We start from the raw sequence: 25,929 nt of genomic DNA, 5'->3' as shown, positions 1-25,929 counted from the left end.
TCAGTCCTCAAGCGGCAGGATGGCGATTTCGAACCAGTATTCCTTCAGCCGCTGGATCGCCCCGAAGAGCCCGTCGAGATCGACCGGCTTCTGCACATAGGTATTGGCGCCGAGCGCATAGCAACCTTCGATATCGCGTTCGTCGTCGGAGGTGGTGAGGATCACCACCGGGATCTTGCGCCAGCCGGCGTTCGACTTGATCGCCTCCAGCGTCTTGCGGCCGTCAAGCCCCGGCATGTTGAGATCAAGCAGGATCAGCCCCGGTTTCGGCACCATCGCGCCGAGCATGTCGAGCGCTTCCTGGCCGGAGGCCGCCCAGCGGATCGAGTTGCGCAGGTTGGTGCGTTTGAAGGCGCGCATCGTCGCTTCGAAATCGTCTTCGCTGTCCTCGACGATCAGGATGGGTTGCGTGTCACGCTGCTGCATTCTGCCCCTCGCGCTTTTTTCCCAGAGTAAAATAGAATGTCGTGCCGGCGCCGACCTCGGATTCCAGCCAGATATCGCCGTTGTGCCGCGCGATGATCTTGCGGACGAAGGTGAGGCCTGCTCCGGTTCCGTCGTCGGAATCCTGCGACTTTTCCAGCCGTTTGAAAATGCGAAAAATGTCCTCATGGAATTCCTGGGGTATGCCCTTGCCGTTATCCCTGACGAAAAAAACGTTGCGGGCAACGGTACCGTCCTCGCCTACGAACCGATCGAGATAGCCGATCGAAACGAGCGGTGCCGACTTGTCATTGTATTTGATCGCATTGGTGATGAGATTGCGGAACACCTCGGTCAACCGCGGCGCGTCGCAGACCACATCAGGCAACTGGCCGTCGATAATGACCTTGGCATGCCGCTCCTCCAGCAGGAGTTCCATCGTCGCAACGACATCCTTGACGATCAGACCGATATCGGTGCGTTTGACCGCCAGCTGCTGCCGTCCGAGCCGGGAGAAATAAAGCAGGTCGTTGACGAGTTTTTCCATGCGCTGGCTGAGGCGCACCAGCCGGTTCAGTCGGCGCACGCCATCGTCGTCGAGCTTGTCCTCATAGTCTTCGAGGAGAAAACGCGAGTGGTTGTGCAGGCCGCGCAGCGGTTCCTTGAGATCATGCGAGGCAATATAGGCGAATTCGTCGAGGTCGTGGTTGCTGCGCTCGAGTTCGGCCGTATAGGCCTCGAGCTGGGCAAGTGTCGTTTTCATCCGCTCTTCCTGCCGGGAGCGCTCGCTGATGTCACGCACGATGCCGACGAAGATCTTCGTATCGCCGGTGGCGACGGCGCTGATGGAAACGTCGATCGGAAAGACGATGCCGCTGTTGCGCCGTCCAGAGACCATGCGCGTCTTGCCGATGATACGCTCCTCGCCGGTCCGCCGGTAATGGGCGAGATAGCCGTCATGCTCGGAATGGTAGGGTTCGGGCATCAGCATCTTGATATTCCGGCCGATCGTCTCCTGCGGGGAGTAACCAAACATGCTTTCAGCCGCCGGGTTGAAGCTCCTGATCGCTCCACTCTCGTCGATGACGATGACGGCATCGGGCGTGCCGCGAACCAGCGCGCCGAAACGGACCCGCTCGGTTTCGAGGTTGTGATTGTTGCGCATGAAATAAAAGATGAGGATCGCGATCAGCCACAGCGTCGCGGCCGTGATCGTGCGGTTGGCGATCTCCTGCCAGAATGCTGCCTCGTCGTGCTTGACGGCGAAAAAGCCGAGCATCAGCAGCACGGTGCAGGCAAAGGCGAAGAAAAGCGGCGCGTTCCGGTTACCGAACCAGAGCGCCGTCAGCACCAGCGGCACATAGAGAATGCCGTTCGCAACACCGAGCGGCGTATAAAGATCGACGAGAAGGCCGGTGAAGCAAACCGCAGCTGGGATCCAGAGCGGGATCTGCGCTCGGTTTGCCGGCAGCAACCACCAGGAACGGGCGAGAAGCCCCGAGCCGAAGATCACGATGCCGACCGCCGTATGCACCGCCATCGCCGCGTAAGGCCCCCAGCGGTAACCCTGTTCGGCATCGGTGATATAGCTGGCCAGGGCGATCATGCCGAGGGTGATGACGACGTAGCTCGTCAGTTCCTGCACCACCTGGCTTTTCCTCACCGCGTGGAGAGAGAGCAGCAGCGAAAGATTGGCGATCAGGAAGACCAACGCCGTGTTCGGCCCCATGCCGCCGCCGATCTGCGCTATGAAATCGGGCGGGATGACGAAGCGGGCGATCAGCAGGTCGACATTGTGGAAGGTCCGGCCGAGCGTCGCGATTTCGACGAGCCGGGCCGCGGCGATTGCCGCCGCAAACCCTGCCATGATCGTTGCCGCGATCCGAAAACGACGGACAGCCAGCGTCGAGGCGGCAAGTCCCACGCCGGAAAGCACGAAGCAGAGCGCGGTGTTGAAGGCCATCGATGGAAAGCCGGGAACGAGCGAAATGATCACCGTGATCTGCAGCAGCCAACCGGCAACGGCGCTCATTCCGAGCAGGACCATCAGGCCGCCAACCGCAATCGCGAAGCCACGGTAGCGCCACCGCCTCCGTTGGTCCTGCAGGTCCACGTTGGACTTATCCTGCACTCGTCGTGTCCTCCTCGGTTCGCGCGGCCATTTTTTCCGAAATCGAGGAATACTCAATAGGCAGGGGAGGGCGGTGCTGCGCTTTTTGCGAAATGATTTTTCGATAAGATGGATCGAATTTTCGTGAAACCGCGATATCGTGACGTTGAAGGACAGCGAAGTTCATTCGAACAATATCCAAATCATGGTGCTGAATGCCTACCATAATTTACGTCGATGACAGCAGGGATGATCTCTTCTATCTCGACTATATCCGCAGGAAGCAGCAGATAGAGGTTGATCTATTCTGTTTTTCGACCGCCGAGACGGCGCTGGCGGCGCTGGAACAGCGTGCGGCGGAAGGCTGGGCCCTGCCGGAGCTGCTGGTCGCCGATCTCTACATGCCGCTCGACAGCGGCATTGCCTTGGTGAGCACGCTGCGTCGGGACGATCGTTTCAAAGCGATGCGGCTTGCCGTCTGCAGCGGCTCGGATGCTGCCGAGGATCGTGCGCGCTCACTTAAGGCCGGCGCCGATGCCTATCTGGAAAAGCCGCTTGACCTCGCCAGGATTCTTCTCAATCTTGAGATGTAGGAAACGGCGAGCGCCCGGTAACCCATACTCCATTCTTTGTCCAAGCCATATGACGAACCGCAATTGACAAGGTCGAGGACGCATCACAAGATGCAACCGACGCGAAGGAAATGGTACGCAAAATAAGCGTTGAGAGAACCGATCAACCCGCGTTCGCCGCCACGAACATCAGCCAACCCCTTAGCTGAATGGGCCTGTCGGCTCTCTCGCGCTTACGTCTGGCACTGCCTTCTCGCATTCATGGATGTTGAATGCAGGAAGAATACGATACCCAGGTAAGAACTACTGCCCTCAGTAAAATCTGCCCGTGCATCACTTGTCGTTGAGATAATTGATGATTTCCGCCTTAGATATCGAAAGCCCCCGTTTTCGATATTCGTCATCAACCGTCTCGCAATTTTTGTAGCTCTTCGCGTTAAAGACGTATATCCCAAGATTTCGGGATTGGAGGTATTGGCGGGAGGAGAGGAAGAGTGGGAATGAATAATGCCCCGGCAATTCCCTTTCACGCCGGACCGGAACTGAGCCGGGCGATCAATCGCACCGATTTTTTCCGGCTGCTGAAGTCGGCGGCGCAGCACTACAACTTCGATCATTTCGCGCTGGCCCGCATCTCCGAGGCTTCGGCCCCTTTCGCTGAACGCGATGTCGTCATCACCAATGTCGCCGAGCGGCGTGTCGGCCTTTTCATCACGACGTTGAAGGAAGCGCTGGGGACCGTCCGGGCAAAGTCCGCCCAGTTTCTGGCAACCCCGGTTCATGGCAGAAGCGCACAGCCGGAAGACTATCGCTCCGATCTCGTTTTCAACGAGTTCCGGAGTGGCGTCTTTTTGTTCATCCCGCTGTTTACGCCGGAAGGGCGGCGCTATTGCCTCGTGCTCAGCGGCGAGCGCCAGGAGCCGGATCAGAGCGAAGTCGCCGACATGCTTCTCGACGCCATGCGCATTTTCGACAAGCTTTATGAGGAAATCTTGACGCAGGAAATGTCCGGACGGCTGACCCAGCGCGAGCAGGAAATTGTCAAATGGACGAGCGAAGGCAAGACGTCGGCTGAGATCGCCATCATTCTCGGTCTTTCCGAACACACGGTCAATTCGCACATCACCGCGGCCGCACGCAAACTTGACGCTGTCAACCGCGTTCACATGGTGGCGATCGCCTTGAGGAATGGTTTGGTTTCGTGACGGTGGTTTCGGGATTGGGGAAATGAGATGATCACCGAAACGGGCCGAAGGAACGCCGTAAAAGTTCTCTTTGTCGACGACGAATTCATCGAATTCCGTGCGCTCAAGAAGAAGATCGCCGATCTCTCCGAGCCGGCCGTCGAGGTTGAATATTCGCCATCGATCGGTGACGCCCTGGAAAAGATCCGCTTGGAGCGTTTCGATCTGATCCTGCTCGACAACCGCCTCCTGCCGAACGCCGATTTCCGCGAAACGGTACCGGAATTGCGCGGCATCGGTTACACCGGCCCGATCGGCGTCGTCTCGACCGATATATCGGGCGGCTATTTCCAGGAATTCCCGAATTACGGCGTCGATTTCCGCATCGGCAAGGATGAAATCGATGCCCAGACACTGCAGCACATCATCCGCGAATATGTGACCTACGACGTCCCGGATTTTTGGAAGGACGACTACAGTATCTAACGATCAAGCGATGGGAAGGCGGATGACGAAGCGGCTGCCGCTTGCATCCGAATGTTCAAGGCTGATATCGCCGCCAAGCGCTGTTAGAAATTCCCGCGCCGTCGTCAATCCGAGACCGGCGCCCTGGACCGCTCCCTCCTTGGGCAATTTCCAGAACGGCTCGAATATCCGCTCCCGATAAGCCGGATCGATGCCCATCCCATTGTCGGAAATCCGGATCAACCAATCGGTCCCCTCTCGCTCCGCCGCAATGCCCACATGCGGGGGCGCTTCGCTGCGATAGATGAGGGCATTGGTCAGCAGATGCCTCAGCGCCAGGCCGAGCAGGGCAGGGTCGGTGCGGATGGAGGGCAGGCCTTGGCTCTCAAGCGTCGCGTCGTGGGTCGCCGTCTCGTCGGTCAGTTCGCCCCAGACATTTTCGGCCAGCGCCTGCAGATCGACCTCTTCAGGCGTCACCTGAGGTGTTCCGCCGGCAAGGCTCATCAATGCCTTGGTGAGGCGCTGCGCGACTTGCGCCTTTTCCATGATCATCCTGAGGCTCTGAAGCTGTTCGCCGTCCAGCGTCTCCTCGAGATCGTCGAGCAGCAGCTCGGCATACATGGCGATATGACGGAGCGGCGATTGCAGGTCGTGCGAGGCGGTTGCGAGAAAACGCTTGATGCGCTCCTCGCTATCGCCGGCAACGTTGGTTTCCTGCGGTCTCGTCGGGTTGGATGACATTGGCGCTTCCCCGATCTTTTGGCGGAGAATTCCGAAACCGGAATCCGGATCTAACTTATTGAAGTTGAGCATGATGCCGAAAACGCTCACATTTTTCGCCATCGCGCTTTGGTCGACAATAGAAAGAGGGCGCCGGTTCTGCAACCGGCGCCCTCTTCAAGATGCGTTTACACGCGGATTTTAGCTCGCTGACTTGCGCGGGCGACCCTGTTCCGGCGGGATGATTTCGACTGCGCCGTCGGTTGCCGGTGCCTTCGCATGGCGGCGGCGCCAGTCGCCGAGGAAGAGCAGGATCGGTGCCGCGATGAAGATCGAAGAGGCGCCGGCCACGAGAATGCCGAAGACCATCGGGATCGCGAAGCTTGAGACGGCGCTGCCGCCCCAGATCGCCATCGGCACCAGCGCGAGGAAGGCCGTCGCATTGGTGTAGAGGCTTCGCGCCAGGGTCTCGTTGATCGACTTGTCGATGATCTCGCGCAACGGCATCGACTTATAGAGCCGCATGTTTTCGCGCATGCGGTCGTAGACGACAACCTTGTCGTTCACTGAGTATCCGACGAGCGTCAGGATGGCGGCGATGGCTGTCAGGTTGAAGTCGAGGCCGGTGATCGCGAAGAAGCCGATCGCCTTGGTGACGTCGAGCACCAGCGTGACGATGGCGCCGACGGCAAACGGCCATTCGAACCGCACCCAGATGTAGATGAGCATCGCGAAGCTGGCGATCACCACCGACAGGATGCCGGCCCAGGCAAGCTCGCCGCTGACCTTCGGACCGATGACGTCTGTGCCTTCGACGGTGGCGCCCGGATCAATCTTGGCGACTTCGGCCTTCAGTTTGGTCACCGCTGCCGTCTGCGCCTCTTCGCCGCCTTCCTGCCGTTGGGCACGCACAAGAATGCTGTTTTTGTCGCCGAAGGACTGCAATGTGATTTCGCCGAGCCCGAGAGTGTTCAGGCCATCGCGAAATGTGCCGAGATCGGCCGGGCCGCTGGTCTTGACGGACATCTGGATGCCGCCGCGGAAATCGACGCCGTAGTTCAGACCCGGATGGATGAACAGCAGGACCGAAGCGATCGAAAGCAGCGCCGAAACGGTGACCCCGAAGAAGCGCGCCTTCATGAACTGAATGTGCTTGTCATAGGGGCTGAACGGGATCAGCGGCCGGATGTTCAGCACCTTGAGCTTGCTGCGGCGGGTGATCTCGATCATCGCGACGCGCACGAAGGCGACCGAGGTGAACATCGAGATGATCAGGCCGAGCGCCATGGTCACGGCGAAGCCGCGAACCGGCCCGGAGCCGAAATAAAACAGGATGGCCGCAGCGATCAGGGCCGTCATGTTGCCGTCGATGATGGTCGAATAGGCACGGCGGAAGCCGGTATCGATGGCGGCGAAGGCACTCTTGCCCTTGCGTGTTTCCTCTCGGATGCGCTCATTGATCAGAACGTTGGCGTCGACCGCAAGACCGATGCCGAGCACGACACCGGCAATGCCTGGCAGCGTCAGCGTCGCACCCACCAGCGTCAGGGCCGAGAAGGTCAGGATCGTGTGGATCAGGAGCGCGATATTCGCCAGAACGCCCCAAGTGCCATAGAGAACGAAGATGAACAGTGCGACGAGCGCAAAGCCGACGAGGCCGGAATAAATACCCATCTTGATGGCGTCGGCGCCGAGGTCGGCGCCGACGGTGCGTTCCTCGATGACCGTCAGCTTGGCGGGCAGGGCGCCGGCGCGCAGCATGGCGGCAAGCGTCGTTGCGCTGTCGGCCGAGAAGCTGCCAGAGATCTGGCCGGAACCGCCGGTGATCGGCTCGCGGATAACAGGCGCGCTTAGCACCTTGTCGTCGAGGACGATGGCGAACGGATTGCCGACGTTCTGACGGGTGATTTCGGCAAAGCGGGTGGCGCCGGCGCTGTCGAAGCGGAAGCTGACGACCGGCTCATGCGTGTTCGGATCGAAGCTGACGCGGGCGTCCGAAAGCCGGTCGCCGGAGATTTCGACGCGGTCGAGGACCGGATAGGACCTGCCTTCCTCGTCCTTCAGCATGGTCACGCCAGGTCCCGCCTCGTTGTTCGGCGCCAGCATGTGGAACGACATCTTGGCGGTGGAGCCGAGAAGCTCTCGCAGGCGCGACGGATCCTGGGCGCCCGGTAGCTGGACGAGCACGCGGTTGGCGCCGACGCGCTGGATGGTCGGCTCGGAGACGCCGACCTGGTCGACGCGCTGACGGATGACTTCAAGGCTCTGCTGGACGGCATTATCGACATTGGTCGAGATGCCGGCCGGCGAGAAGCCGATGGTGATCGTGGCGCCGTTCGCGGTGACATCAAGATCCGTCTGGCCGGCGCTGATGCCGGTGCTGATCGGATTGGCGAGCGTCTTGAGGTCGGTGACGGCGGCATCGCTCTGCGCGGCATCGGCGAGCGTCACGACGATCTGGTTCTGGCTGCGGACGACGGCCTTCGGCTGGATGCCCTTTTCGCGCAGCACGCGGCGTGCGTCCTGAAGCAGCGATTGCAGCCGCTCCTTGGTCAGGTCCGCTTCGTCGACTTCCAGAACGAGATGCGAGCCGCCGCGAAGGTCGAGGCCGAGTGACACCTGTTCATGCGGCAGCCATGCTGGCACGCGCTGAAGGACGGATTGCGGCAGGACGTTCGGCAGGGCGATCAATAGGCCGAGAAAGATGATCACGGTATAGGTGAACACCAGCCATGGTGAAGTACGCATGTTGTATTCCTTAGATAATCGGGGGGCCGGCGCTCGGGCGCTGGCGGCATGTCGTCAGATGTCGGAAGCGCCTCGGCGCAAACGTCAGGCAGCAGCCGGCGGTGCGCGCGGCTGATGGGTCCTGGAGACCACGGCATGAAGCAGAGCTTCGGATGCCGGAAAAGCGGCCGATATGTTCCATCCGGCGAAATCGACAACCGGGGCAGCGACAAGGGCGGGCGATCCGGCATCATGAGCTGCCTGCTTCGGCGCAAGCTTGCGCTCGGTGGCGAGCAACCCGCGCACGGCATCGCGCGCAGTCAGCTGCGGCGGTTGCGGATCACGGCCGGAGGAGGAAAGCGTATTGACGGCAGCGGCCGGCGAGATGACCAGATTGCCGCCGAAAAGCAGGCCGAGATAGGCAAGGATGGCGACGAGGAGAGAAGCGGCGACACGGTTGGTCAGACGGTGCTGGTCCAGCTCCATCTTCTCCGTCCCGGCGATGTCACTCCCGTATCGGCTCAAAAGCGCGCCAATCTCATTCTCTTTGCGGCGGAGCGTCATCCGCCGGGATAATTGTATCAGGCCCACGCTCGTCTTCATAGGGCACACTCTCATGATGCACTTGGGCGAGCCGGTCAACCATACCCAGCGCGATTTCACGCTCGCCCATGATGACGGTGTCGGCGCCATAGTGCTTCAATTCATCGACCTCGGCGTCGGAATGGGCGCGGGCGACGATGAGGATCGACGGATTGACGCTGCGCGCCTGCTCGGCGATGCGGCAGGCCTCGAAGGCGTTCGGGATGGCGATGGCAAGGCTGCGGGCGGCGGAAAGGTTGGCGAGGTCGAGCGTTTCCCGCATCACCGCATTGCCCATCAGGGTTTCGATACCCTGAGCTTTCAGCTCGCCGATGCGCTTGTCGGAATCCTCGATGACGAGGAAAGGTGTGGCTGACGATTTGAGATTCTGCCCGACGATGCTGCCAACCCGCCCGTAGCCGACGAGAATGGCGTGGCCGCTGAGAGCGGTCGGGTGCACCTCGTCGTCTTCGGGCAAAACCTCCTCCTGGGCGGCGATCGCAGCTGCCGCGAGAGGGGCCGCCACCACCTCTTCCCGCTTTGCCCCGTCCAGCAGCGGCCGCACGCGGTCGCAGAGGAAGAACAGCAGCGGATTGAGGATGATCGAGATGATGGCGCCGGCAAGGATCAGATCGCGGCCTTCCTCCGGCAGCAGCCCGAGTTCGACGCCGAGGGCGGCGAGGATGAAGGAGAATTCGCCGATCTGGCCGAGGCTGGCCGAAATCGTCAGCGCCGTGCTAAGTGGCTTCTTGAAGGCGAGCATGATCAGCAGGGCGGCGACGGATTTGCCGATGACGATGATGAAGATGGTGGCGAGGATCGGCAGCGGCTTGTCGATCAGGATGTTCGGATCGAACAGCATGCCGACCGAGACGAAGAAGAGTACGGCAAAGGCGTCGCGCAGCGGCAGGCTTTCCTGTGCGGCGCGATGGCTGAGTTCGCTTTCTGCAAGCACCATGCCGGCAAAGAAGGCGCCGAGCGCCAGCGACACGCCGAAGAGCTTTGCCGCTCCGAAAGCGACGCCGAGCGCAATCGCCAGTACGCCGAGCCGGAACAGCTCGCGCGACCCGGTATGGGCGATGCGGTGCATCGTCCATGGAATGAGCTTGCGGCCGAAGACCAGCATCAGCGCCACGAACAGCGCCACCTTCACCAGCGTCATGGCGATCATGCCGCCGATGCCGAGATCGAGGCCCAACAGGCGGTTCAGCCCGGCCGAGAGCGGCTCGACAGGCGCGTGACCGTCACCGCCGATGCTGGCTGCGGCCGGGATGAGCACCAGCGCCAGCACCATGGCGAGATCCTCGACGATCAGCCAGCCGACGGCGATCCTGCCGCGCTCCGTTTCGACCAGGCGCCGCTCCTGCAGCGCTTTCAACAGCACCACGGTTGAAGCGACCGAAAGCGCCAGGCCAAAGACCAGGCTGCCGCCGGTCGGCCAGCCCATGAAGGCGCCGAGCCCCCAGCCGAGCAGCGTCGCGAAGGCGATCTGCGCGATCGCGCCTGGCACGGCGATGCCGCGCACCGACAGCAGGTCTTTCAGCGAAAAGTGCAGGCCGACGCCGAACATCAGCAGGATGACGCCGATTTCGGCAAGTTCCGGCGCCAGGCTCTGATCCGCCACATAACCCGGCGTGTGTGGTCCGACCAGCACGCCGGCTATGAGATAACCGACGAGCGGCGGCATCCGCAGCCGATGGGCAAGCGCGCCGAAGACGAAAGCCAGCACGAGGCCGCCGACGATTGTCGAAATCAAGGGCGTATCGTGTGGCATTGCTGTCTCCCGATCTGGAAATCCCGTTCGTAATATGACATATATGGTCTATATCGACCAATATGGGTAAGTTGAAATTATGGGTCAAGGCGCAAGGGAAACAATTCTCACTCCCGCACTCTGCCGCGCGGCGCGCGGATTGCTCGATTGGACCCAGACCGATCTTGCCGACAGGGCCGCCGTCTCGCGCAGCACCATCCGCGATTATGAGGGTCGCCTCCACGACATCCACCGCGCGACGGAGGCGCAGCTGCGCCTCGCCTTCGAGGAAGGCGGGGTCCAATTCGTCGAGATCGATGGGGCGGGTACCGGCCTCTGCCTGTCCACGGCATAATTCCTCAAATCGGAATCGATCGACTCAGGGCGCCAGGCAGGTGGCGGAGACCCTGTAGACGGAGAGCGACTTACCCCTGTAATAGCCCTCCGTCGGCTGCCAGTTCTTCAGAACCTCGGGCGTCTCCGCGGCGCAGGTCAGGGACCCATCCGTCAGGAAAAGCACTTTGCCGGTGATGTCGGCAGGTAGAGCGAATTCCTGTTCGTAATAGCTCTCCGGAAGGCCGGCCGGCGCCCGCGCATAGATCCGGTAGGATGCATCGCGCAGCGTATAGAAAAGATCGGCGACCATGTCGCGATTGTCGGTGACGATGATGTCGGTGCCGGCCTGAGCCGCGAGTGCGGCGGCCTCGCGGCTGACCTCGGCGCGGCCGAGATAGCGCTTCATCAGTTCGTCGCCGTTCGGCAGCAGCAACTGCTGCGGAAAGACCGTCGCCAGCGGAAACAGCAGGCTGGCGATGCCGTTGATGGTGAGCGACAGTCTCAGGCCCCTCGGCCACATCCGATAAAGCAGCCAGACGGCAAGGATGGTCCCGGCGATATAGGCGGTCACCGCCCAGTTCGCATAGGCCTTGGCGACCGTTGCCTGTAGCGTGATCAGCACCACCACCGGCATCGACAGCCAGACCAGCATCTTTTCCCGATCGTCGCTCCTGCCCTTGATCATGCGATAGACTGCCCAGAGCATCGCAAAGAAGATGATCGGCCCGACGACGCCGAATTGGGCGGAGAAGAATTCAAACCCGCGACGGAGATTGATGCCGAGTTCGCTCCAGTGGGCGATGTCCTGCGTATGCCGCACCGTCGTATTATTGTGCTGCAGGTTCCACCAAAGGTTCGGCAAGGCAACCACCGTCGCGATCGCGACCGCAATGATGAAATCCCGGATGGCGATGCGCGCCGCCGGAATGAAGAGGAGAGCAAGCGCGCCGCCCGGAACGACGAACAGCACGGCGTATTTCGTCATGAAGGCGAGGCCGACGCCGAGGCCCATGACGAGCGCGAGCCCCACCGAGCGACGCTGCGTCAAGCCGAAATAGGCAAACAAGCTGATCGCGATGAAGAACAGCAGGATCACGTCGGTCGAGAAGAATACCGAGGAAAGTGCGACGCCCGGGAGGGTAATGTAGGTGGCGCCTGTCCACCCTTCGATCTCCGGGCCGACGAAACGCTTTGCAACCTTCATCAGAACCAGTGCCGCCGCCATGTGGATCAGTGGTCCGGAGAGCCGGATCCAGTAGATGGCGGTGGAGCCGGAAAGCTCGGTCATCGCCCGGATCACCCAAGCGATCATCGGCGGTTTGGAATAATAGCCGAGATCGAGATTCTGCGCCCAGAACCAGTACTGCGCCTCGTCGACGAACAGGTCCGTCTGATCGAAATGCAGCGTAACGACGCGCCAGAGCGTGAAGCCAAGAACGATGAGGAGACCAGATCTGGGGGACATAAGCGAGTGTTCCGCTGACATGAAAGGCGCCAGTGCGATACACCAAAGGTGCCGGACTGCCAACGGGGATGGATGGGTTTTAGAACACCCGAAGCGCGCGGATATCGCGGCTTGCGGCGAGAAAATCGAGGCGGGCGACGGCGGCGAGCAGCGTCATTGCAATCAAGCAGGAACCCAATCCGAGAACAATCATTGCTCTGTCCTTGTCGACGTCATGTCTTGGTTATCGACCGGCGTATATCACGGAGCTTGCGTGTGCCTTGTAGCAGCCGTGCAACTCCGCAGCAGTATTTGCTGTGAACGGCCTTGAATTGCTTCAAAAGCCGGTGCTGCCAAAGGCTTATTAACCTTCAAGCAAGGAATTAACCATAAACATTGGTTTACACGTCGGAATGGGAAGATTCACTCGTTCCCACCAGGCATGACGCCGTCCCGCCGTACCGGGTTGATCCGGTATCCATCTCTTCAGACAGCTCCGAAACATAGCTGATCAAGGGGCTTCGATCCGCCGGTTGTAACCGGTTGGTGAGGACCGTCTCCAGACCTGCGTTTCGACGGATGCTGCAAAAGTTTTTGGCCGGGCTTTCGCTCGGAATGTGGTCGGGGACAGGCGTTGAGGCAGGATATGCCATCAGATCAGGCTCGTGGAGCGCAGGCAGGCAGCTTGCGCGACCGCCTGCGCTTTGTCGGTCTCGATGCCGACCAGTGCGAGCTGGTGCGCCGCAATCGACCGGCCCTCGAAGCGCATTTGAAGGCAGGTCTCAGAGATCTCTTCCACAGGTTCCAGTCATTCCCCGACGCCGCGCGTAATTTCGAGAGCGAGCGCCAAGTCGAGCGCCTGCATGATCTGCAGTCCTCGCACTGGGATGTGCTGACCGATGCGCGGTTCGACAGTCTCTATGCCGAGCGCGTCAAGGTTCTCTCCGATACCGAAAGCAAGATCGGCCTCGATCCGCGCTGGCACGTGGCTGGCCATGGCGTCGTGCTGGAGCATGTTGTTTCCGGTCTCGCCGAGCAGATCGCCGGCCGATCGTTGCTGCCGTCCGCCAAGCGTCGCACCCGCGAAATCTCCGATCTGATGACAGCGATCATCCGCATCGTCATGGTCGATGTGGAAATCGCCGTCTCGCTCCGCTTCAACGCGCAGCGCGCCGCTGAACAGCGCGCGCTTGCCGATCAGCGCGCCGATAACGAGGCCGAGATCGTCAGGATCTTCGGCGATGTCATCGAAGGCCTGTCGGCACGCGACTTGACGCGGCGCGCGCCGGTCGATGGAGCCCATGCCGCGATCGCCGCCGCGCTGAACGGCGCATTGGATGGCCTCCAGGCCGAGTTCACCGCCATCACCGAGCGCACGCTCAAGGCCGAAGCGGCGACAGGCTCGCTTGCCGGCCTGTCCAGGCAGTTCGCCGGCACGGCTTCGGACCAGGCCGACCGGCTGCAGCTTTCTGCCGCTGCCCTTGCCGGTATCGCCGGCAGTGTCCGCGACGGTGCTGCCGACAGCCGCACTGCCGAACAGGCCGCCGCCTCGACGCGCGCCGCCGTCGAACAAAGCGGCGAGGTCGTCGGCCGCGCGATCAGCGCCATGGCCGACATCGAGCAGTCAGCCGAAAAGATCGGCCAGATCATCGGCGCGATCGACGAGATCGCCTTTCAGACCAATCTTCTGGCGCTGAACGCCGGCATCGAGGCCGCTCGCGCCGGCGATTCCGGCCGCGGTTTTGCCGTCGTCGCCCAGGAGGTCCGCGCGCTGGCCCAGCGCTCGGCCGAAGCCGCCCGCGAGATCAAGACGCTGGTGACGACGACCAAGGCCCAGGTCGACGCAGGCGTGCAGATGGTCGGCCGCACACAGGATTCGATCGGCAGCATCGTGCGTCAGGTCACCGACATCAATGCCGCCATCGCGGGCATCGCCACCCGAACCGGCGAACATGCCGCAAGCCTCGACATCGTGACTTCAGACATCAAGGGCCTGGGTAGCGAGGTGGCGGACAGCGCCGGCCTTGCGGAGCGTTCCGCCGAAGGCGCCGACCACCTTCATACCGTCATTCTCGAACTCGGTCAGACGATTCGCGAATTCCGCATCGCCCGGGAAAACGCCAATGCCGGACGCCCGGCGCCGGTTCGTGTGACGTCGCCGCGCGCCATCGAAGCCGCCGCCCGTCCGGCTGTGGCCGAAGACGAATACGAAAATGATGATTTTAGCCTTCCGCGGCCGTTCGCAAGCGTCGGAGGTGGGCGGAATGTTTACTAACCTATCGGATGATTGCCTCAGCTCGTCTTCTCGGGCCGGGGACAAGGGGACAAGGAAAAGCTGATGGCAGCAAAGAAGAGTGGCAAGACGCTGGATTTGACAGCGGTGCTCGACCTCAACGAGGCTTCCGCCTTGCGCGACAAACTTCTCTCCCTCAGGGGTAGCGGCCTGTCAATAGACGCTTCCGGCGTCGAACGGATCGGTGCTCTTTGTGCCCAGGTTCTGATGTCCGCCGAGAAGACCTGGGTGCAGGACAAGCAGCCATTCACCTTCTCCAAGGTGTCCGACGCATTTCAGAAAACCATGCAGCTGGCGGGCGTCAATATTGATCACCTGCTTGCCAAGGAGATTCGGCAATGAAGAAAAAAGTTCTTACCGTGGATGATTCCCGCACCATCCGAAACATGCTTCTCGTGACGCTGAACAATGCCGGCTTCGAGACGATTCAGGCGGAAGACGGCATCGAGGGTCTCGAGATTCTCGAAGAGTCCAATCCTGACGTCATCGTGACCGACATCAACATGCCGCGCCTCGATGGTTTCGGCTTCATCGAAGGTGTCCGCCGCAACGAAAAATATCGGGCGATCCCGATCCTGGTCCTGACCACCGAAAGCGACGCGGAAAAGAAGAACCGCGCCCGCCAGGCCGGTGCCACGGGCTGGATCGTCAAGCCTTTCGATCCGGCCAAACTGATCGATGCCATTGAGCGTGTAACCGCTTAAACCCAGGATTTGCACCGATGGATATGAACGAAATCAAAGAGATCTTTTTCCAGGAGTGCGAGGAACAGCTCGCCGAGCTGGAATCCGGTCTTCTGAAATTGAATGATGGCGATCGCGATCCGGAAACCGTCAATGCGGTGTTTCGTGCCGTGCATTCGATCAAGGGTGGCGCCGGCGCCTTCGGCCTTGATGATCTGGTCGCCTTCGCCCATGTTTTCGAGACCACTCTCGATTGCGTTCGATCCAACAAGCTCGAGCCGACCCAGGACGTCCTGAAGGTGATGCTGAAGTCGGCCGACGTGCTCGCCGACCTGACGAATGCTGCGCGTGACGGCGGCAGCGTCGATGAAAGCCGCAGCCGAAGCCTGGTCAAGGAGCTCGAGGCGCTGGCCAACGGTGAGTTGCCATCTCCCTCGGCATTGGCCGAGGCGCCGGCCCCGAAGGGCGCAGCAAAGCCCGTGGCCAAGGCCGTTCCGGCCGCTGCGGCGCCGACAGTCAAGCCCACCGACGACAGCGGCTTCCAGCCGGTCCCCTTTTCCTTCGACGATTTTGGCGGCGAGGGCGGTGCGGACTCCGGCATGCCGGCCTATGAAGTCATCTTCAAGCCGCGCTACGAACTCTATTCCAAGGGCAATGATGCAACGTTGCTGCTGCGCGACCTCTCGCGCCTCGGCGAAATGACCATCTATTGCAATACCGACGACCTGCCGGGCCTGGAGGAACTCGATCCGGAAGGCGCTTATTTCTTCTGGAACGTCACGATCAAGACGGACAAGGGCGAGGACGCCATTCGTACCGTCTTCGAATTTGCTGAGTGGGATTGCGAACTGACGGTGAAGCCGGTCGAGGAAGCAAGGGCCGACGCGACCAGCAACGACGAACTGCCGATGGTGCCGGTTCCCTTCGATCTGTCGATCCTGGATGAGAGCGGCGCAACGGAAGAAGTTTCCGCCGCCAACGCAAGGGCCGAGGAGACGGCCGCCGCCGTTGCCGCCGCCGAGACCGCCTCCAACATCACGCAGATGGCTTCAGCCGCCGCCCGTGTCGAGAAGAAGGAATCGGCCGCCGCCGCAGCAGCCGCTGCAAGTGCTGCCGCCCAGAACAACGCCGCCGCCGGCGCCGGCCAGACGATCCGCGTCGATCTCGACCGTGTCGACCGCCTCATCAACCTCGTCGGCGAACTGGTCATCAACCAGGCGATGCTGTCGCAGAGCGTCATCGAGAACGACACGACCGGTACCTCCTCGATCAACATGGGTCTCGAGGAGTTGCAGCAGCTCACCCGCGAGATCCAGGACTCGGTCATGGCGATTCGCGCCCAGCCGGTGAAGCCGGTGTTCCAGCGCATGTCGCGTATCGTCCGCGAAATCGCCGACATGACCGGCAAATCGATCCGCCTCATCACCGAAGGTGAAAATACCGAAGTCGACAAGACGGTCATCGACAAGCTTGCCGAGCCGCTGACCCACATGATCCGCAATGCCGTCGACCACGGCATCGAAACGCCTGAAAAGCGTGCAGCCGCCGGCAAGAACACCGAAGGCACGGTCCGCCTGACCGCCAAGCATCGTTCAGGACGCATCCTGATCGAGCTTGCCGATGACGGCGCCGGCATCAACCGCGAGAAGGTCCGCCAGAAGGCGATCGACAACGACCTCATCCCGGCCGATTCCAACCTGTCGGACGAAGAAATCGACAACCTGATCTTCCTGCCGGGCTTCTCGACGGCCGACAAGATCTCGGACATCTCCGGCCGTGGCGTCGGCATGGACGTCGTCAAGCGTTCGATCCAGGCGCTCGGCGGCCGTATCAACATCACCTCCAAGCCGGGCCACGGCTCGGTCTTCACCATGAGCCTGCCGTTGACGCTCGCCGTCCTCGACGGCATGGTGGTCACCGTCGCCGGCCAGACCTTGGTGGTGCCGCTGACTGCGATCGTCGAAACCCTGCAGCCGGAAGCGGCCGCGATCCACTCCTTCGGTGCAAACCACCGGCTGATCTCGATCCGCAACAGCTTCTGCCCACTGGTCGATGTCGGTCGCATCCTGAACTTCCGCGCCACCCAGGCCAACCCGGTCGAGGGCGTGGCGCTTCTGGTGGAATCCGAAGGCGGCGGCCAGCGCGCCCTGATGGTCGACGCCATCCAGGGTCAGCGCCAGGTGGTCATCAAGAGCCTGGAAGCGAACTATACCCATGTGCCGGGCATTGCCGCCGCGACCATTCTCGGTGACGGGCGCGTCGCTCTCATCCTCGATGTCGACGCGGTCGTCGGCGCCTCGCGCGGCCAGTCGCTCAAAGCGGAAATGTCGTTAGCAGCGGTAGGGTAAGGCAATGTCGTACGCCGTAAAAAATCTGAACGAGGGGGATCGCGAGCTGATCGCGTTCCGCATCGGGGATCAGGAATTTTGCGTGAACATCATGTCGGTTCGTGAGATCCGGGGCTGGACCCCGGCGACCGCGATGCCGCACTCGCCTGCCTATATGCTCGGTGTCATCAACCTGCGCGGCGCGGTGCTGCCGATCATCGACCTTGCTGCCCGGCTTGGCATGAAGCCGGCCGATCCGACTGCCCGTCATGTCATCATCGTCGCCCAGGTCCGGCGCAAGGTCGTCGGCCTGCTGGTCGATGCCGTCTCCGATATCCTGACGGTGACCGACGAGACCGTCCAGCCGACGCCCGAGATCTCCTCCGAGCTCGAGCGTCAATTTGCCCGCGGCATTCTTGCCATCGACAAGCGCATGATCTGCCTGATCGAACTCGAATCCCTCTTTCCCGAGACCGAAAGCGAAGCCGCATGAACGCAATGGGCGCAAAAGATCAGAGGCAGGGATCCGACGAGGTGCTGGCGAGCGGTGAATATCCGCTGACACGCCGCGACCTCACGGAGATTGCCGCGATGATCTATTCGGATGCCGGCATCTTCCTCAACGAGACGAAGGCGTCGCTCGTCTATTCGCGCCTGTCGAAACATATCCGTAATCTCGGTCTGTCCGGCTTCCGGGAATATTGCGACCTCGTCGCTTCGCCGGCGGGAGCTGCGCCGCGCCGCGAGATGCTCTCGCATCTGACGACCAATTTTACCCGCTTCTTCCGCGAAAACCATCATTTCGACCACCTGCGCGACCATGTCCTGCCGGAACTTCTGCAAAGGGCGAGATCGGGCGGCAGGGTGCGCATCTGGTCGGCCGCTTCCTCCGACGGGCAGGAACCCTATTCGATCGCGCTCACGGTGCTCTCGCTGATGCCGAATGTCGCCGATTACGACTTCAAGATCCTGGCAACCGACATCGACCCGAAGATCCTGGCGATCGCCCGGGCCGGCGCCTATGACGAAAGCGCGCTCGAAACCGTTTCGCCCGCCATGCGCAAGCAATGGTTCAGCGAAGTCGAGATCCAGGGCCGCAGGAAGTTCCAGGTCGACGACCGGGTCAAGCGGCTGATCACCTACAACGAGCTGAACCTGATGGCGCAATGGCCGTTCAAGGGCAAGTTCGACGTCATCTTCTGCCGCAACGTCGTCATCTATTTCGACGAGCCGACGCAGATGAAGATCTGGCAGCGTTTCGCCGGCCTGCTGCCGGAGGGCGGGCATCTCTATATCGGCCATTCCGAGCGTGTGTCGGGCGAGGCAAAACACGTCTTCGACAATATCGGCATCACGACCTATCGCTATACGGCCAAAGGTCTCGGGAGGAAGGCATGAGCGCGCCGGCAAGGGTTCTCGTTGTTGACGACTCCCCGACGATGCGGGGTCTGATCACCGCCGTCTTGAGTTCGGACCCCGAGGTCAACGTCATCGGCCAGGCCGGCGACGCGCTGGAAGCGCGCGAGGCGATCAAGCGGCTGAACCCCGACGTGGTGACGCTCGACATCGAGATGCCGAACATGAACGGTCTCGATTTCCTCGAAAAGATCATGACGCTGCGTCCGATGCCTGTCATCATGGTCTCGACAATGACCCACCGCGGCGCCGAGGCGACGCTTGCGGCACTTGAGATCGGTGCGTTCGACTGCGTCGGCAAGCCGGGGCCGGGCGAACTCCGGCCCTTCGGCGACCTCGCCGAGAAGGTCAAGGCTGCCGCGCGCACGCAGCGCCAGTTCTCCCATCCGGTTGCCCCCGCAGCACCCCCGCCCTCCGTCGCCGATTTCCGCGTCGGCCGCAAGATCGTCGCGATCGGCTCGTCGACCGGCGGCGTCGAGGCGCTGATCGCCGTGCTGCAGAAGTTTCCGGCCAATTGCCCGCCGACGGTCATCACCCAGCATATGCCGCCGACCTTTACCAAGAGCTTCGCCGAACGCCTGAACCGCCTCTGTGCGCCGGTGGTGCAGGAAGCAACCGACGGTGCCCGGCTCGAAATCGGCAAGATCTATCTGGCGCCCGGCGGCGAGCGCCATCTCCAGGTCAGCAGTGCCTCGGCGCCGTGCTGCCGTCTCGTTGACCGCGCGCCGGTCAACGGTCACCGGCCATCGGTCGACGTGCTGTTCGATTCGGTTGCGGAGTTGGCGGGCCGCAACGCCGTCGGCGTGATTTTGACCGGAATGGGCCGCGATGGTGCCGCCGGATTGTTGAAAATGCGTCACGCCGGCGCCAGAACACTTGGCCAGAACGAAAAAACCTGTGTCGTTTACGGAATGCCAAGGGTTGCCCATGAACTTGGCGCCGTTGAGCAGCAGTTGCCCCTGTCTGCCATCGGGGAAGAAATATTGAAAATGACAGCCGCCCGAAAGGAAGGGACCGAATAAAATGTCGATCGCGGAGAAAATCAAAGTTCTGATCGTCGACGATCAGGTAACGAGCCGGTTGCTGCTCAGTGACGCGCTGACCCAGCTCGGTTTCAAGCAGATCACGTCCGCAGGCGACGGCGAGCAGGGCATGAAAATCATGGCCGAGCAGCCGCACCACCTGGTGATCTCGGACTTCAACATGCCGAAGATGGATGGCATCGGCTTCCTTCAGGCCGTGCGCACCAATCCGAACACCAAGAAGGCAGCCTTCATCATCCTCACCGCCCAGGGCGACCGAGCACTGGTGCAGAAGGCAGCCCAGCTCGGGGCCAACAACGTGCTCGCCAAGCCGTTCACGATCGAGAAGATGAAAGCGGCCATCGAAGCTGTGTTTGGAGCCCTGAAATGATCACTGAGGGGGCAGCCCGCCGCGTGCACATCATTCAGGGCGAGTACAAGGTTCTGAACGATCCGAATGCGGTCCTCTCGACCATTCTCGGTTCCTGCGTGGCTGCGTGCCTCCGAGACCCTATCGCCGGCATCGGCGGCATGAACCACTTCTTGCTGCCCGGTTCGGCGACGTCGCCGACCTCAGGCGGCGATGCCACCCGTTACGGCGTGCATCTGATGGAACTGCTGATCAACGGTCTCCTGAAACAGGGCGCCCGGCGCGACAGGCTGGAGGCCAAGATCTTCGGCGGCGCCAAGACGATCTCGACATTCTCCAATGTCGGTGAGCAGAACGCGGCCTTCGCCATGCAGTTCCTGAAGGATGAAGGCATTCCGGTGGTCGGTTCCTCCACAGGCGGAGACCACGGACGCAAGCTTGAATTTTGGCCCGTCTCCGGTCGTGCCCGGCAATACCCCCTGACCGGCGCCGAAACGCAGAGAACCGTCGCTCTCGAGCAGCGCCCTGCCGCTCCGCCGAAGCCCGTCGAAACCAGTATCGAATTTTTTTGATGTCGAGGATTTTCATATGACATTTAACCCGGTGATGGAGCCGCCTGCGCCTGTCGAGGCGTTGAGCGACATCCTGATGCGCATCGTTTCCGAACTGCACGATGTCGCCTATCTCATCGAGCGCATCGAGCCGCAGCTTCTCGATCTCGGCGGCGCCGAAATTCTGAATTCACCGGATGCCATGAAGGTCATGCAGGGCATCGACCTCGCCGTGCAGAAATCGCGTGGCCTTGCCGAGTTCATCGACACCATCACCGGCGAAATCCCGCACGGCTGGGCAGTCGACGTCGCCACCGCGCTCAGCCTCGTCAAGCTGGCAGAAATGCAGAAGGCATTGGGCGGCGCCACACGCCACGGCCATTCCCAGCCATTGAGCAAGGCAGCCGGCGACTTCGACTTCTTCTAAGGCGCATCGCTTCAAGCCGGATTCATGCGGCGCTCCAAGTCTTGATTTATGCATGTCGTTTCCCAAAACCGCTGCGAAGTTTTGGGGCGCATTCATTCGGCCTTTTTTGCTCCCGCCGGCGCTTCACGAAACGCTCGCACAAGTTTCGCCGATTATTCGTCAGATGAGGCAATAAGCCTGCTTTGTCTTTGACGAATCGTGCGAGAACAGAATGAATCTGTTAAATCAATTAGTTCAGATCTTTAAGAACTTCAGTTCCCTTGGCCGAACACGCCTGATGATTCTCGGAGGCGTCGGCGCCGTCTCTATCGCAATCGTCCTTGCGGCCGCTCTTTTCGTCAACAAGCCGGCACAGGAAACGCTGTATGTCGGTCTGGATGCGCCGGATCTCAACCAGATCAGCATGGCGCTTGCCGAAGCCAACGTCGATTTCCAGGTCGGTACGGACGGCACCAGTATCAGCGTCCCCGCAGGGATGACGGGCAAAGCCCGGCTGTTGCTTGCCGAGCGCGGCCTGCCGAACAGCGCCAATGCCGGTTACGAACTCTTCGACAATGTCGGCTCCCTCGGCCTGACCTCCTTCATGCAGGAGGTGACGCGGGTTCGAGCGCTGGAAGGCGAAATCGCCCGCACCATCCAGTCGATCTCCGGGATCACCGCCGCGCGCGTGCATATCGTCATGCCGGAGGTTGGAAACTTCCGAAAGGCGGAGCAGAAGCCGACCGCCTCCGTCATGATTCGTGCCAGCGCCACCACCGGGCGCAGTGCCGCGACCTCGATCCGCCACCTCGTCGCCTCGGCCGTGCCGGGGCTTGACGTCGATGACGTGACGATCCTCGATTCCGCCGGTCAACTGCTCGCTTCCGGCGACGAAGCGAGCAACAGCTCGCTGAACCGCTCGCTCACCATCGTCCAGAACGTCCAGCAGGAAGTCGAATCCAACATCGACAAGGCGCTGGCACCCTTCCTCGGCATGGACAACTTCCGTTCCAGCGTGACCGCCGATCTCAACACGGACGCCCAGCAGATCCAGGAAACGACCTACGATCCCGAGTCCAAGGTCGAACGCTCGGTCCGCTCGACCAAGGAAGCCCAGCAGTCGCAGCAGAAACAGTCGGACAGCGCGACGACGGTCGAGCAGAATATTCCGCAGGCGGCTCCCGAGGCCGGCGGCTCCGCCGGGCCCGAATCGCAGGACAAGTCCGACAAGCGCGAAGAGCAGACCAACTACGAAATCAACAGCCGGACGACGGCGACGACCCGCAACAGCTACAAGGTCGAGAAGCTGTCGATTGCGGTGGTGGTCAACAAGGGCCGCATCGCCAAGATGGTCGGCGAGCCCGCCGACCAGGCCAAGATCGATGCCTATCTTGCCGAAATGCAGAAGATCGTCGCTTCGGCGTCCGGCATCGACGCCAAGCGTGGCGACGTCGTCACCGTTACGGCGATGGATTTCCTCGAGAACCAGCTGCTCGAAGACGCCACCGGTGGTGTGCGCGTCATGGATATGCTGAGCCGCAACCTCGCCGGCATTATCAACTCTCTCGCCTTCGTCGCGGTCGCCTTCGTGGTGGTCTGGATGGGCCTGCGGCCTCTAGTGCGCAGCGTCAGCGGCAATGGCAGCTCGTCGGTCCTCGGCGACGCCACGCCGGAGGCGGCCGGCCTCGAGCTTCCGGACTTCGCGCCTTCCGCAGGCGCGCCCGGAGGAGCCCTCATGGACGGCTTCGGCTCCGACTTCGGCTTCGACAGTACCGAGGATCTGCTCAGCCTCGGCGACGACGACGGAAACTTCAATCGTCGCGTCAAGGAAGGCCCGGAGCGCAAGCTCTCCCGCATGGTCGAGATCAACGAGGAACGCGCCGCGAAAATCCTCCGGAAATGGGCGATCGACGAGGCAGCGTAAGAAAAAAGGCCGGGCAACCGGCCTTTTTCATGTCGGTACCACGCTTGATTTCCTGTAACGGGATCGTTGTCAGTTCCCGCAAACAAATGACGAACCGCTCTGGAAGCAGTGACGGTAAATGTCGGGCATTCGGCATGAAGACCAGGAACAGATCCGACCGCACCAGCGCATGATGCCGAAAAGTGTCGCTGTCGAGAAATTTAATAAGGCGAACTCGCGTAAAACGCGAATGAAGTTGCGATACCCCCAGAATCACCTTAGCCTCCCCTATATCTTGAGGGGTGGAATTGATCATCGAATCAGCGCATGGGCGACAGCGAAAGTAAATCCCTAGAAGTCGGAGATGGTGATTTGCATCGGCTGGCTTACCCTTGGGTGATTCGAAATGGGATTCGAGCGGAACTTGAATTGAATCCCTTACAGAAAAATTGCTGTTGCACCGAGTTCGATCGTTTCTCAGCCGCAGGACATTGCCAATGGATATGAACGTAATTCAGGCGAGCAAAGGCGAGAGGCAGATGGCGAATTTCGCGAGCGCGGTGATGCCGGATCTGTTGCCGCGCGATCAACTCCTCCAGCGCCTGCACGGCGTCGCCAACACTGGCAGGTTGCAGTCCGGTCTGCGGGCGCTGACCGAGTATGTGGGTGCTTCGCACTACCTTCTGGCGCGCTGCGATCTCCTTCAGGAAAGCGGTCTCGATTTCATTGTTTCGTCGGATTGGCCCTTTGACCTGGTCAGGGATATCGCCAATGATCTGGTTCGCGGCTATGCCCGTTCGACGGAGCTGGAAAAATGCATGCAGGTCTTCCAGCCGAATTTTGCTCTTATGCCTGATACTGCCGACGTGCCCGACGGCGCCAGCCGTCAATATTGTTCTCTCACCTTCAATGTCGGCCGGTCGCGGCTGGCCCTGATGTTCCTGTTCGGCGAGGGGTTCATCCTTTCGCCTGAGCGCCTGCGAGATGTGGGCCTGCTTGCAGGTTATGTCGCGAGTTTCCTCCGCTGCGGTGGTACGAGGGTCGACCGCGATTTCGAATTGACGGACCGCGAGCTGGAATGCCTCTTCTGGATCGCCGAGGGCAAGACCAGCGACGAGATCGCCATGATCCTCGGAATCTCCCGCAATACCATCAACAACTACATCACCAGCGTGATGCGCAAGACGGCGACCAAGACCCGGTCCGAGGCGATTGCCTTCGCCGTCCGCAATAATCTCGTATAGGGGGATCTATGGGGCATCCATCAGCCAGGACGATGAGCAGCGCCGAACAGCTGCGCATGGTGCGTGTGAACAGGATTTCCAGCCGGTCCGATCTTTTCCCGCGGCTGATTGCGATGCAGAAGCTCGCCGATGCTCAAGGGTTTGCGATCTTCCGCGTCAGCGGCTCGGGTCTTCCGGCAAAGCAGCGCCTTGTCTGCGAACTCGAGAACTGGGGGTCTTCCAATGCCGGCTTCGGCAAGGCCTTCACAGATGCCTATGGCGATATCCTTCTCGACCATATCGAGAAGTCTTTGTTGCCGCTCTCATGGGCCGGCGGTTACGACCGTGCGGCACCTGGTCCTGCGGACTTCGCCCCGTTCATGACGCGGCTGCAGGACGGTATTGTGCCTTTTTCCGGCCTTGCCTTTCCAGTGCGGCTCGGCACGGTCGGCAACGGTTTCATCCTTTTCACCGGCGATGAGATTGATCCCTCGAGCGATACGATCGTCGAGCTGCACGGTCGCTGCTGCCATATTATGATGGATCTGCTCTCGCTCGACGAACGCCGCACGGCCACCGCCGAGGCGCTCAGCGAACGCGAGATCGCCTGTCTCCAGCTCGCCGGCGACGGCCGCATCAGCGAAGAGATCGCCGACAAGCTCGGCCTGTCCGTGCACACCGTGAACGCCTATCTCGGCTCGGCGACCATCAAACTCGATTCCGTCAATCGCATCCAGGCGATCGCCAAGGCGATCCGGCTCGGCTACATCAGCTGAGGCCCTGCGGGCCGGGCTCTTTCATTTTAAGATTGCGTTTGATGCGTGTCGCCCGGAACTGTGCAGTGGTTCCGGGCCTACGACACGCATCGTCGCATGAATCAAGTTTGATGCGACGCGCTTGAGTCAAAACCGTTTCCGATTGTGGGGCGATGCGCTGTCGAAGGACGGATGAAAGCGCGATTGTCCTGAGAGATGTCAGCCCGCCAGCGACCGGGGCGACTGATTGACGTTGTAGCGCGCTTCCCGGAGGCTCTTTTCGAGGAAGACGGTGTTTTCGTCGGGATCGGCCGAGGGATCCTGGAAAGCGATATGATTGATCTCGATGCCGGCGTGATCTTCGGCGAGAGTCAGCTGTGCATAAACGGTGACGCCGCGCGGCTTGATTTCCAGATCGAGAACGACTTCGGGCTTGCCGCCCCATTCCAGCGTATAGTTGCCGCCCAGGCCGAAATTCACCGTGCCCGGATGAAAGAAAAGCTCTGCCGCCGAAGCGACGAGATCGGAAAGGTTGCCGTAATACTCGAAGCGCAGCAGTGAAATAAGGTCAGAAGCATCCAGAAGGCGCAGTTCCGTGGCGACCGGGCTGATCGCAACTGCGAGGATCTTTTCACGCTGGGTAGAGTGAGGGCATTTTTTCATT

25 protein-coding genes are annotated in these 25,929 nt (G+C 61.1%); 17 read left to right on the top strand and 8 right to left on the bottom strand.

The genetic code is table 11. The features are described from left to right. Both HJB83_RS02575 and HJB83_RS02570 read right to left on the bottom strand, forming a co-directional pair. Complete coding sequence (locus tag HJB83_RS02575; protein WP_007633372.1) at positions 1–426, bottom strand: response regulator; 426 nt, start codon at positions 424–426, stop codon at positions 1–3. Then, a complete protein-coding gene (locus HJB83_RS02570; RefSeq protein WP_207582902.1) occupies positions 413–2,554 on the bottom strand; it encodes a PAS domain-containing sensor histidine kinase in 2,142 nt (713 codons plus the stop codon). Before HJB83_RS02570 ends, HJB83_RS02575 begins: the two co-directional genes overlap by 14 nt. Positions 2,555–2,748: 194 nt before the next feature. Here HJB83_RS02570 and HJB83_RS02565 point away from each other — a divergent pair, with 194 nt between their 5' ends. The 3 genes from HJB83_RS02565 to HJB83_RS02555 all read left to right on the top strand — a co-directional run bounded on the left by HJB83_RS02565 (position 2,749) and on the right by HJB83_RS02555 (position 4,775). Further along, positions 2,749–3,126, top strand: a complete 378-nt coding sequence (locus HJB83_RS02565) for a response regulator (RefSeq protein WP_221116097.1) — start codon at positions 2,749–2,751, stop codon at positions 3,124–3,126. A gap of 479 nt (positions 3,127–3,605) precedes the next feature. Further along, complete coding sequence (locus HJB83_RS02560; RefSeq protein ID WP_207582904.1) at positions 3,606–4,310, top strand: LuxR C-terminal-related transcriptional regulator; 705 nt, start codon at positions 3,606–3,608, stop codon at positions 4,308–4,310. 27 nt (positions 4,311–4,337) lie between these two features. After that, a complete protein-coding gene (locus HJB83_RS02555; RefSeq protein ID WP_207582905.1) occupies positions 4,338–4,775 on the top strand; it encodes a response regulator in 438 nt (145 codons plus the stop codon). Between the two features lie 3 nt (positions 4,776–4,778). Here HJB83_RS02555 and HJB83_RS02550 read toward each other — a convergent pair whose 3' ends face one another. The 4 genes from HJB83_RS02550 to ybaL form a co-directional block, all read right to left on the bottom strand. Then, a complete protein-coding gene (locus tag HJB83_RS02550) occupies positions 4,779–5,495 on the bottom strand; it encodes an ATP-binding protein (RefSeq protein ID WP_207582906.1) in 717 nt (238 codons plus the stop codon). A gap of 180 nt (positions 5,496–5,675) precedes the next feature. Beyond that, positions 5,676–8,222: a protein translocase subunit SecD gene (gene secD / locus HJB83_RS02545; protein WP_207582907.1), complete on the bottom strand. Its 2,547-nt coding sequence runs from the start codon at positions 8,220–8,222 to the stop codon at positions 5,676–5,678. Positions 8,223–8,306: 84 nt separating this feature from the next. Then, entirely contained in the window at positions 8,307–8,687 is a 381-nt protein-coding gene (locus HJB83_RS02540) for a hypothetical protein (RefSeq protein ID WP_207582908.1), read from the bottom strand. A gap of 52 nt (positions 8,688–8,739) precedes the next feature. Continuing rightward, positions 8,740–10,557, bottom strand: coding sequence for a YbaL family putative K(+) efflux transporter (gene ybaL, locus HJB83_RS02535; protein ID WP_221131271.1), 1,818 nt, complete (start codon positions 10,555–10,557; stop codon positions 8,740–8,742). 79 nt (positions 10,558–10,636) lie between these two features. Here ybaL and HJB83_RS02530 point away from each other — a divergent pair, with 79 nt between their 5' ends. Further along, positions 10,637–10,891 carry a helix-turn-helix transcriptional regulator gene (locus tag HJB83_RS02530; protein WP_221131270.1) on the top strand — a complete coding sequence of 85 codons (255 nt, stop codon included), beginning with the start codon at positions 10,637–10,639 and terminating at the stop codon, positions 10,889–10,891. A 24-nt stretch (positions 10,892–10,915) separates the two neighbouring features. On the opposite strand, the gene HJB83_RS02525 is transcribed toward HJB83_RS02530, so the two are convergent. Next, positions 10,916–12,337 carry a glycosyltransferase family 39 protein gene (locus HJB83_RS02525; protein WP_221131269.1) on the bottom strand — a complete coding sequence of 474 codons (1,422 nt, stop codon included), beginning with the start codon at positions 12,335–12,337 and terminating at the stop codon, positions 10,916–10,918. 625 nt (positions 12,338–12,962) lie between these two features. Here HJB83_RS02525 and HJB83_RS02520 point away from each other — a divergent pair. From HJB83_RS02520 to visR, 13 genes are all read left to right on the top strand, one after another. Next, positions 12,963–14,591, top strand: a complete 1,629-nt coding sequence (locus HJB83_RS02520) for a globin-coupled sensor protein (protein ID WP_207582912.1) — start codon at positions 12,963–12,965, stop codon at positions 14,589–14,591. A gap of 63 nt (positions 14,592–14,654) precedes the next feature. Next, positions 14,655–14,951: an STAS domain-containing protein gene (locus HJB83_RS02515; protein ID WP_207582913.1), complete on the top strand. Its 297-nt coding sequence runs from the start codon at positions 14,655–14,657 to the stop codon at positions 14,949–14,951. After that, positions 14,948–15,313: a chemotaxis response regulator CheY1 gene (gene cheY1 / locus HJB83_RS02510; protein WP_017958972.1), complete on the top strand. Its 366-nt coding sequence runs from the start codon at positions 14,948–14,950 to the stop codon at positions 15,311–15,313. Before HJB83_RS02515 ends, cheY1 begins: the two co-directional genes overlap by 4 nt. A gap of 17 nt (positions 15,314–15,330) precedes the next feature. After that, complete coding sequence (locus tag HJB83_RS02505; RefSeq protein WP_221131268.1) at positions 15,331–17,640, top strand: chemotaxis protein CheA; 2,310 nt, start codon at positions 15,331–15,333, stop codon at positions 17,638–17,640. 4 nt (positions 17,641–17,644) lie between these two features. After that, entirely contained in the window at positions 17,645–18,112 is a 468-nt protein-coding gene (locus tag HJB83_RS02500; protein WP_207582915.1) for a chemotaxis protein CheW, read from the top strand. After that, positions 18,109–19,017, top strand: a complete 909-nt coding sequence (gene cheR, locus HJB83_RS02495; protein ID WP_207582916.1) for a protein-glutamate O-methyltransferase CheR — start codon at positions 18,109–18,111, stop codon at positions 19,015–19,017. Before HJB83_RS02500 ends, cheR begins: the two co-directional genes overlap by 4 nt. Further along, entirely contained in the window at positions 19,014–20,057 is a 1,044-nt protein-coding gene (cheB, locus tag HJB83_RS02490; protein WP_164006523.1) for a protein-glutamate O-methylesterase CheB, read from the top strand. The genes cheR and cheB overlap by 4 nt, the downstream gene beginning before the upstream one ends. Before the next feature lies 1 nt (position 20,058). Next, a complete protein-coding gene (locus HJB83_RS02485) occupies positions 20,059–20,448 on the top strand; it encodes a response regulator (protein WP_003556488.1) in 390 nt (129 codons plus the stop codon). Further along, positions 20,445–20,999, top strand: coding sequence for a chemoreceptor glutamine deamidase CheD (gene cheD / locus HJB83_RS02480; protein WP_207582917.1), 555 nt, complete (start codon positions 20,445–20,447; stop codon positions 20,997–20,999). Before HJB83_RS02485 ends, cheD begins: the two co-directional genes overlap by 4 nt. Positions 21,000–21,015: 16 nt before the next feature. Continuing rightward, positions 21,016–21,405, top strand: coding sequence for a hypothetical protein (locus HJB83_RS02475; RefSeq protein WP_003584234.1), 390 nt, complete (start codon positions 21,016–21,018; stop codon positions 21,403–21,405). A gap of 211 nt (positions 21,406–21,616) precedes the next feature. Beyond that, entirely contained in the window at positions 21,617–23,308 is a 1,692-nt protein-coding gene (gene fliF / locus HJB83_RS02470) for a flagellar basal-body MS-ring/collar protein FliF (RefSeq protein WP_207582918.1), read from the top strand. A 476-nt stretch (positions 23,309–23,784) separates the two neighbouring features. After that, positions 23,785–24,531: a transcriptional regulator VisN gene (visN, locus tag HJB83_RS02465; RefSeq protein ID WP_207582919.1), complete on the top strand. Its 747-nt coding sequence runs from the start codon at positions 23,785–23,787 to the stop codon at positions 24,529–24,531. Positions 24,532–24,539: 8 nt separating this feature from the next. Next, complete coding sequence (visR, locus tag HJB83_RS02460; RefSeq protein WP_221131267.1) at positions 24,540–25,286, top strand: transcriptional regulator VisR; 747 nt, start codon at positions 24,540–24,542, stop codon at positions 25,284–25,286. Between the two features lie 198 nt (positions 25,287–25,484). Here visR and HJB83_RS02455 read toward each other — a convergent pair whose 3' ends face one another. Beyond that, complete coding sequence (locus HJB83_RS02455) at positions 25,485–25,928, bottom strand: hypothetical protein (protein ID WP_207582921.1); 444 nt, start codon at positions 25,926–25,928, stop codon at positions 25,485–25,487. Between the last annotated feature and the right edge of the window lies 1 nt (position 25,929).

The sequence above is a fragment of the Rhizobium sp. NZLR11 genome, from assembly GCF_019685115.1.
In the GTDB taxonomy this organism is placed as follows: Bacteria; Pseudomonadota; Alphaproteobacteria; order Rhizobiales; family Rhizobiaceae; genus Rhizobium.
This window is presented reverse-complemented; position numbering and strand designations above follow the sequence as displayed.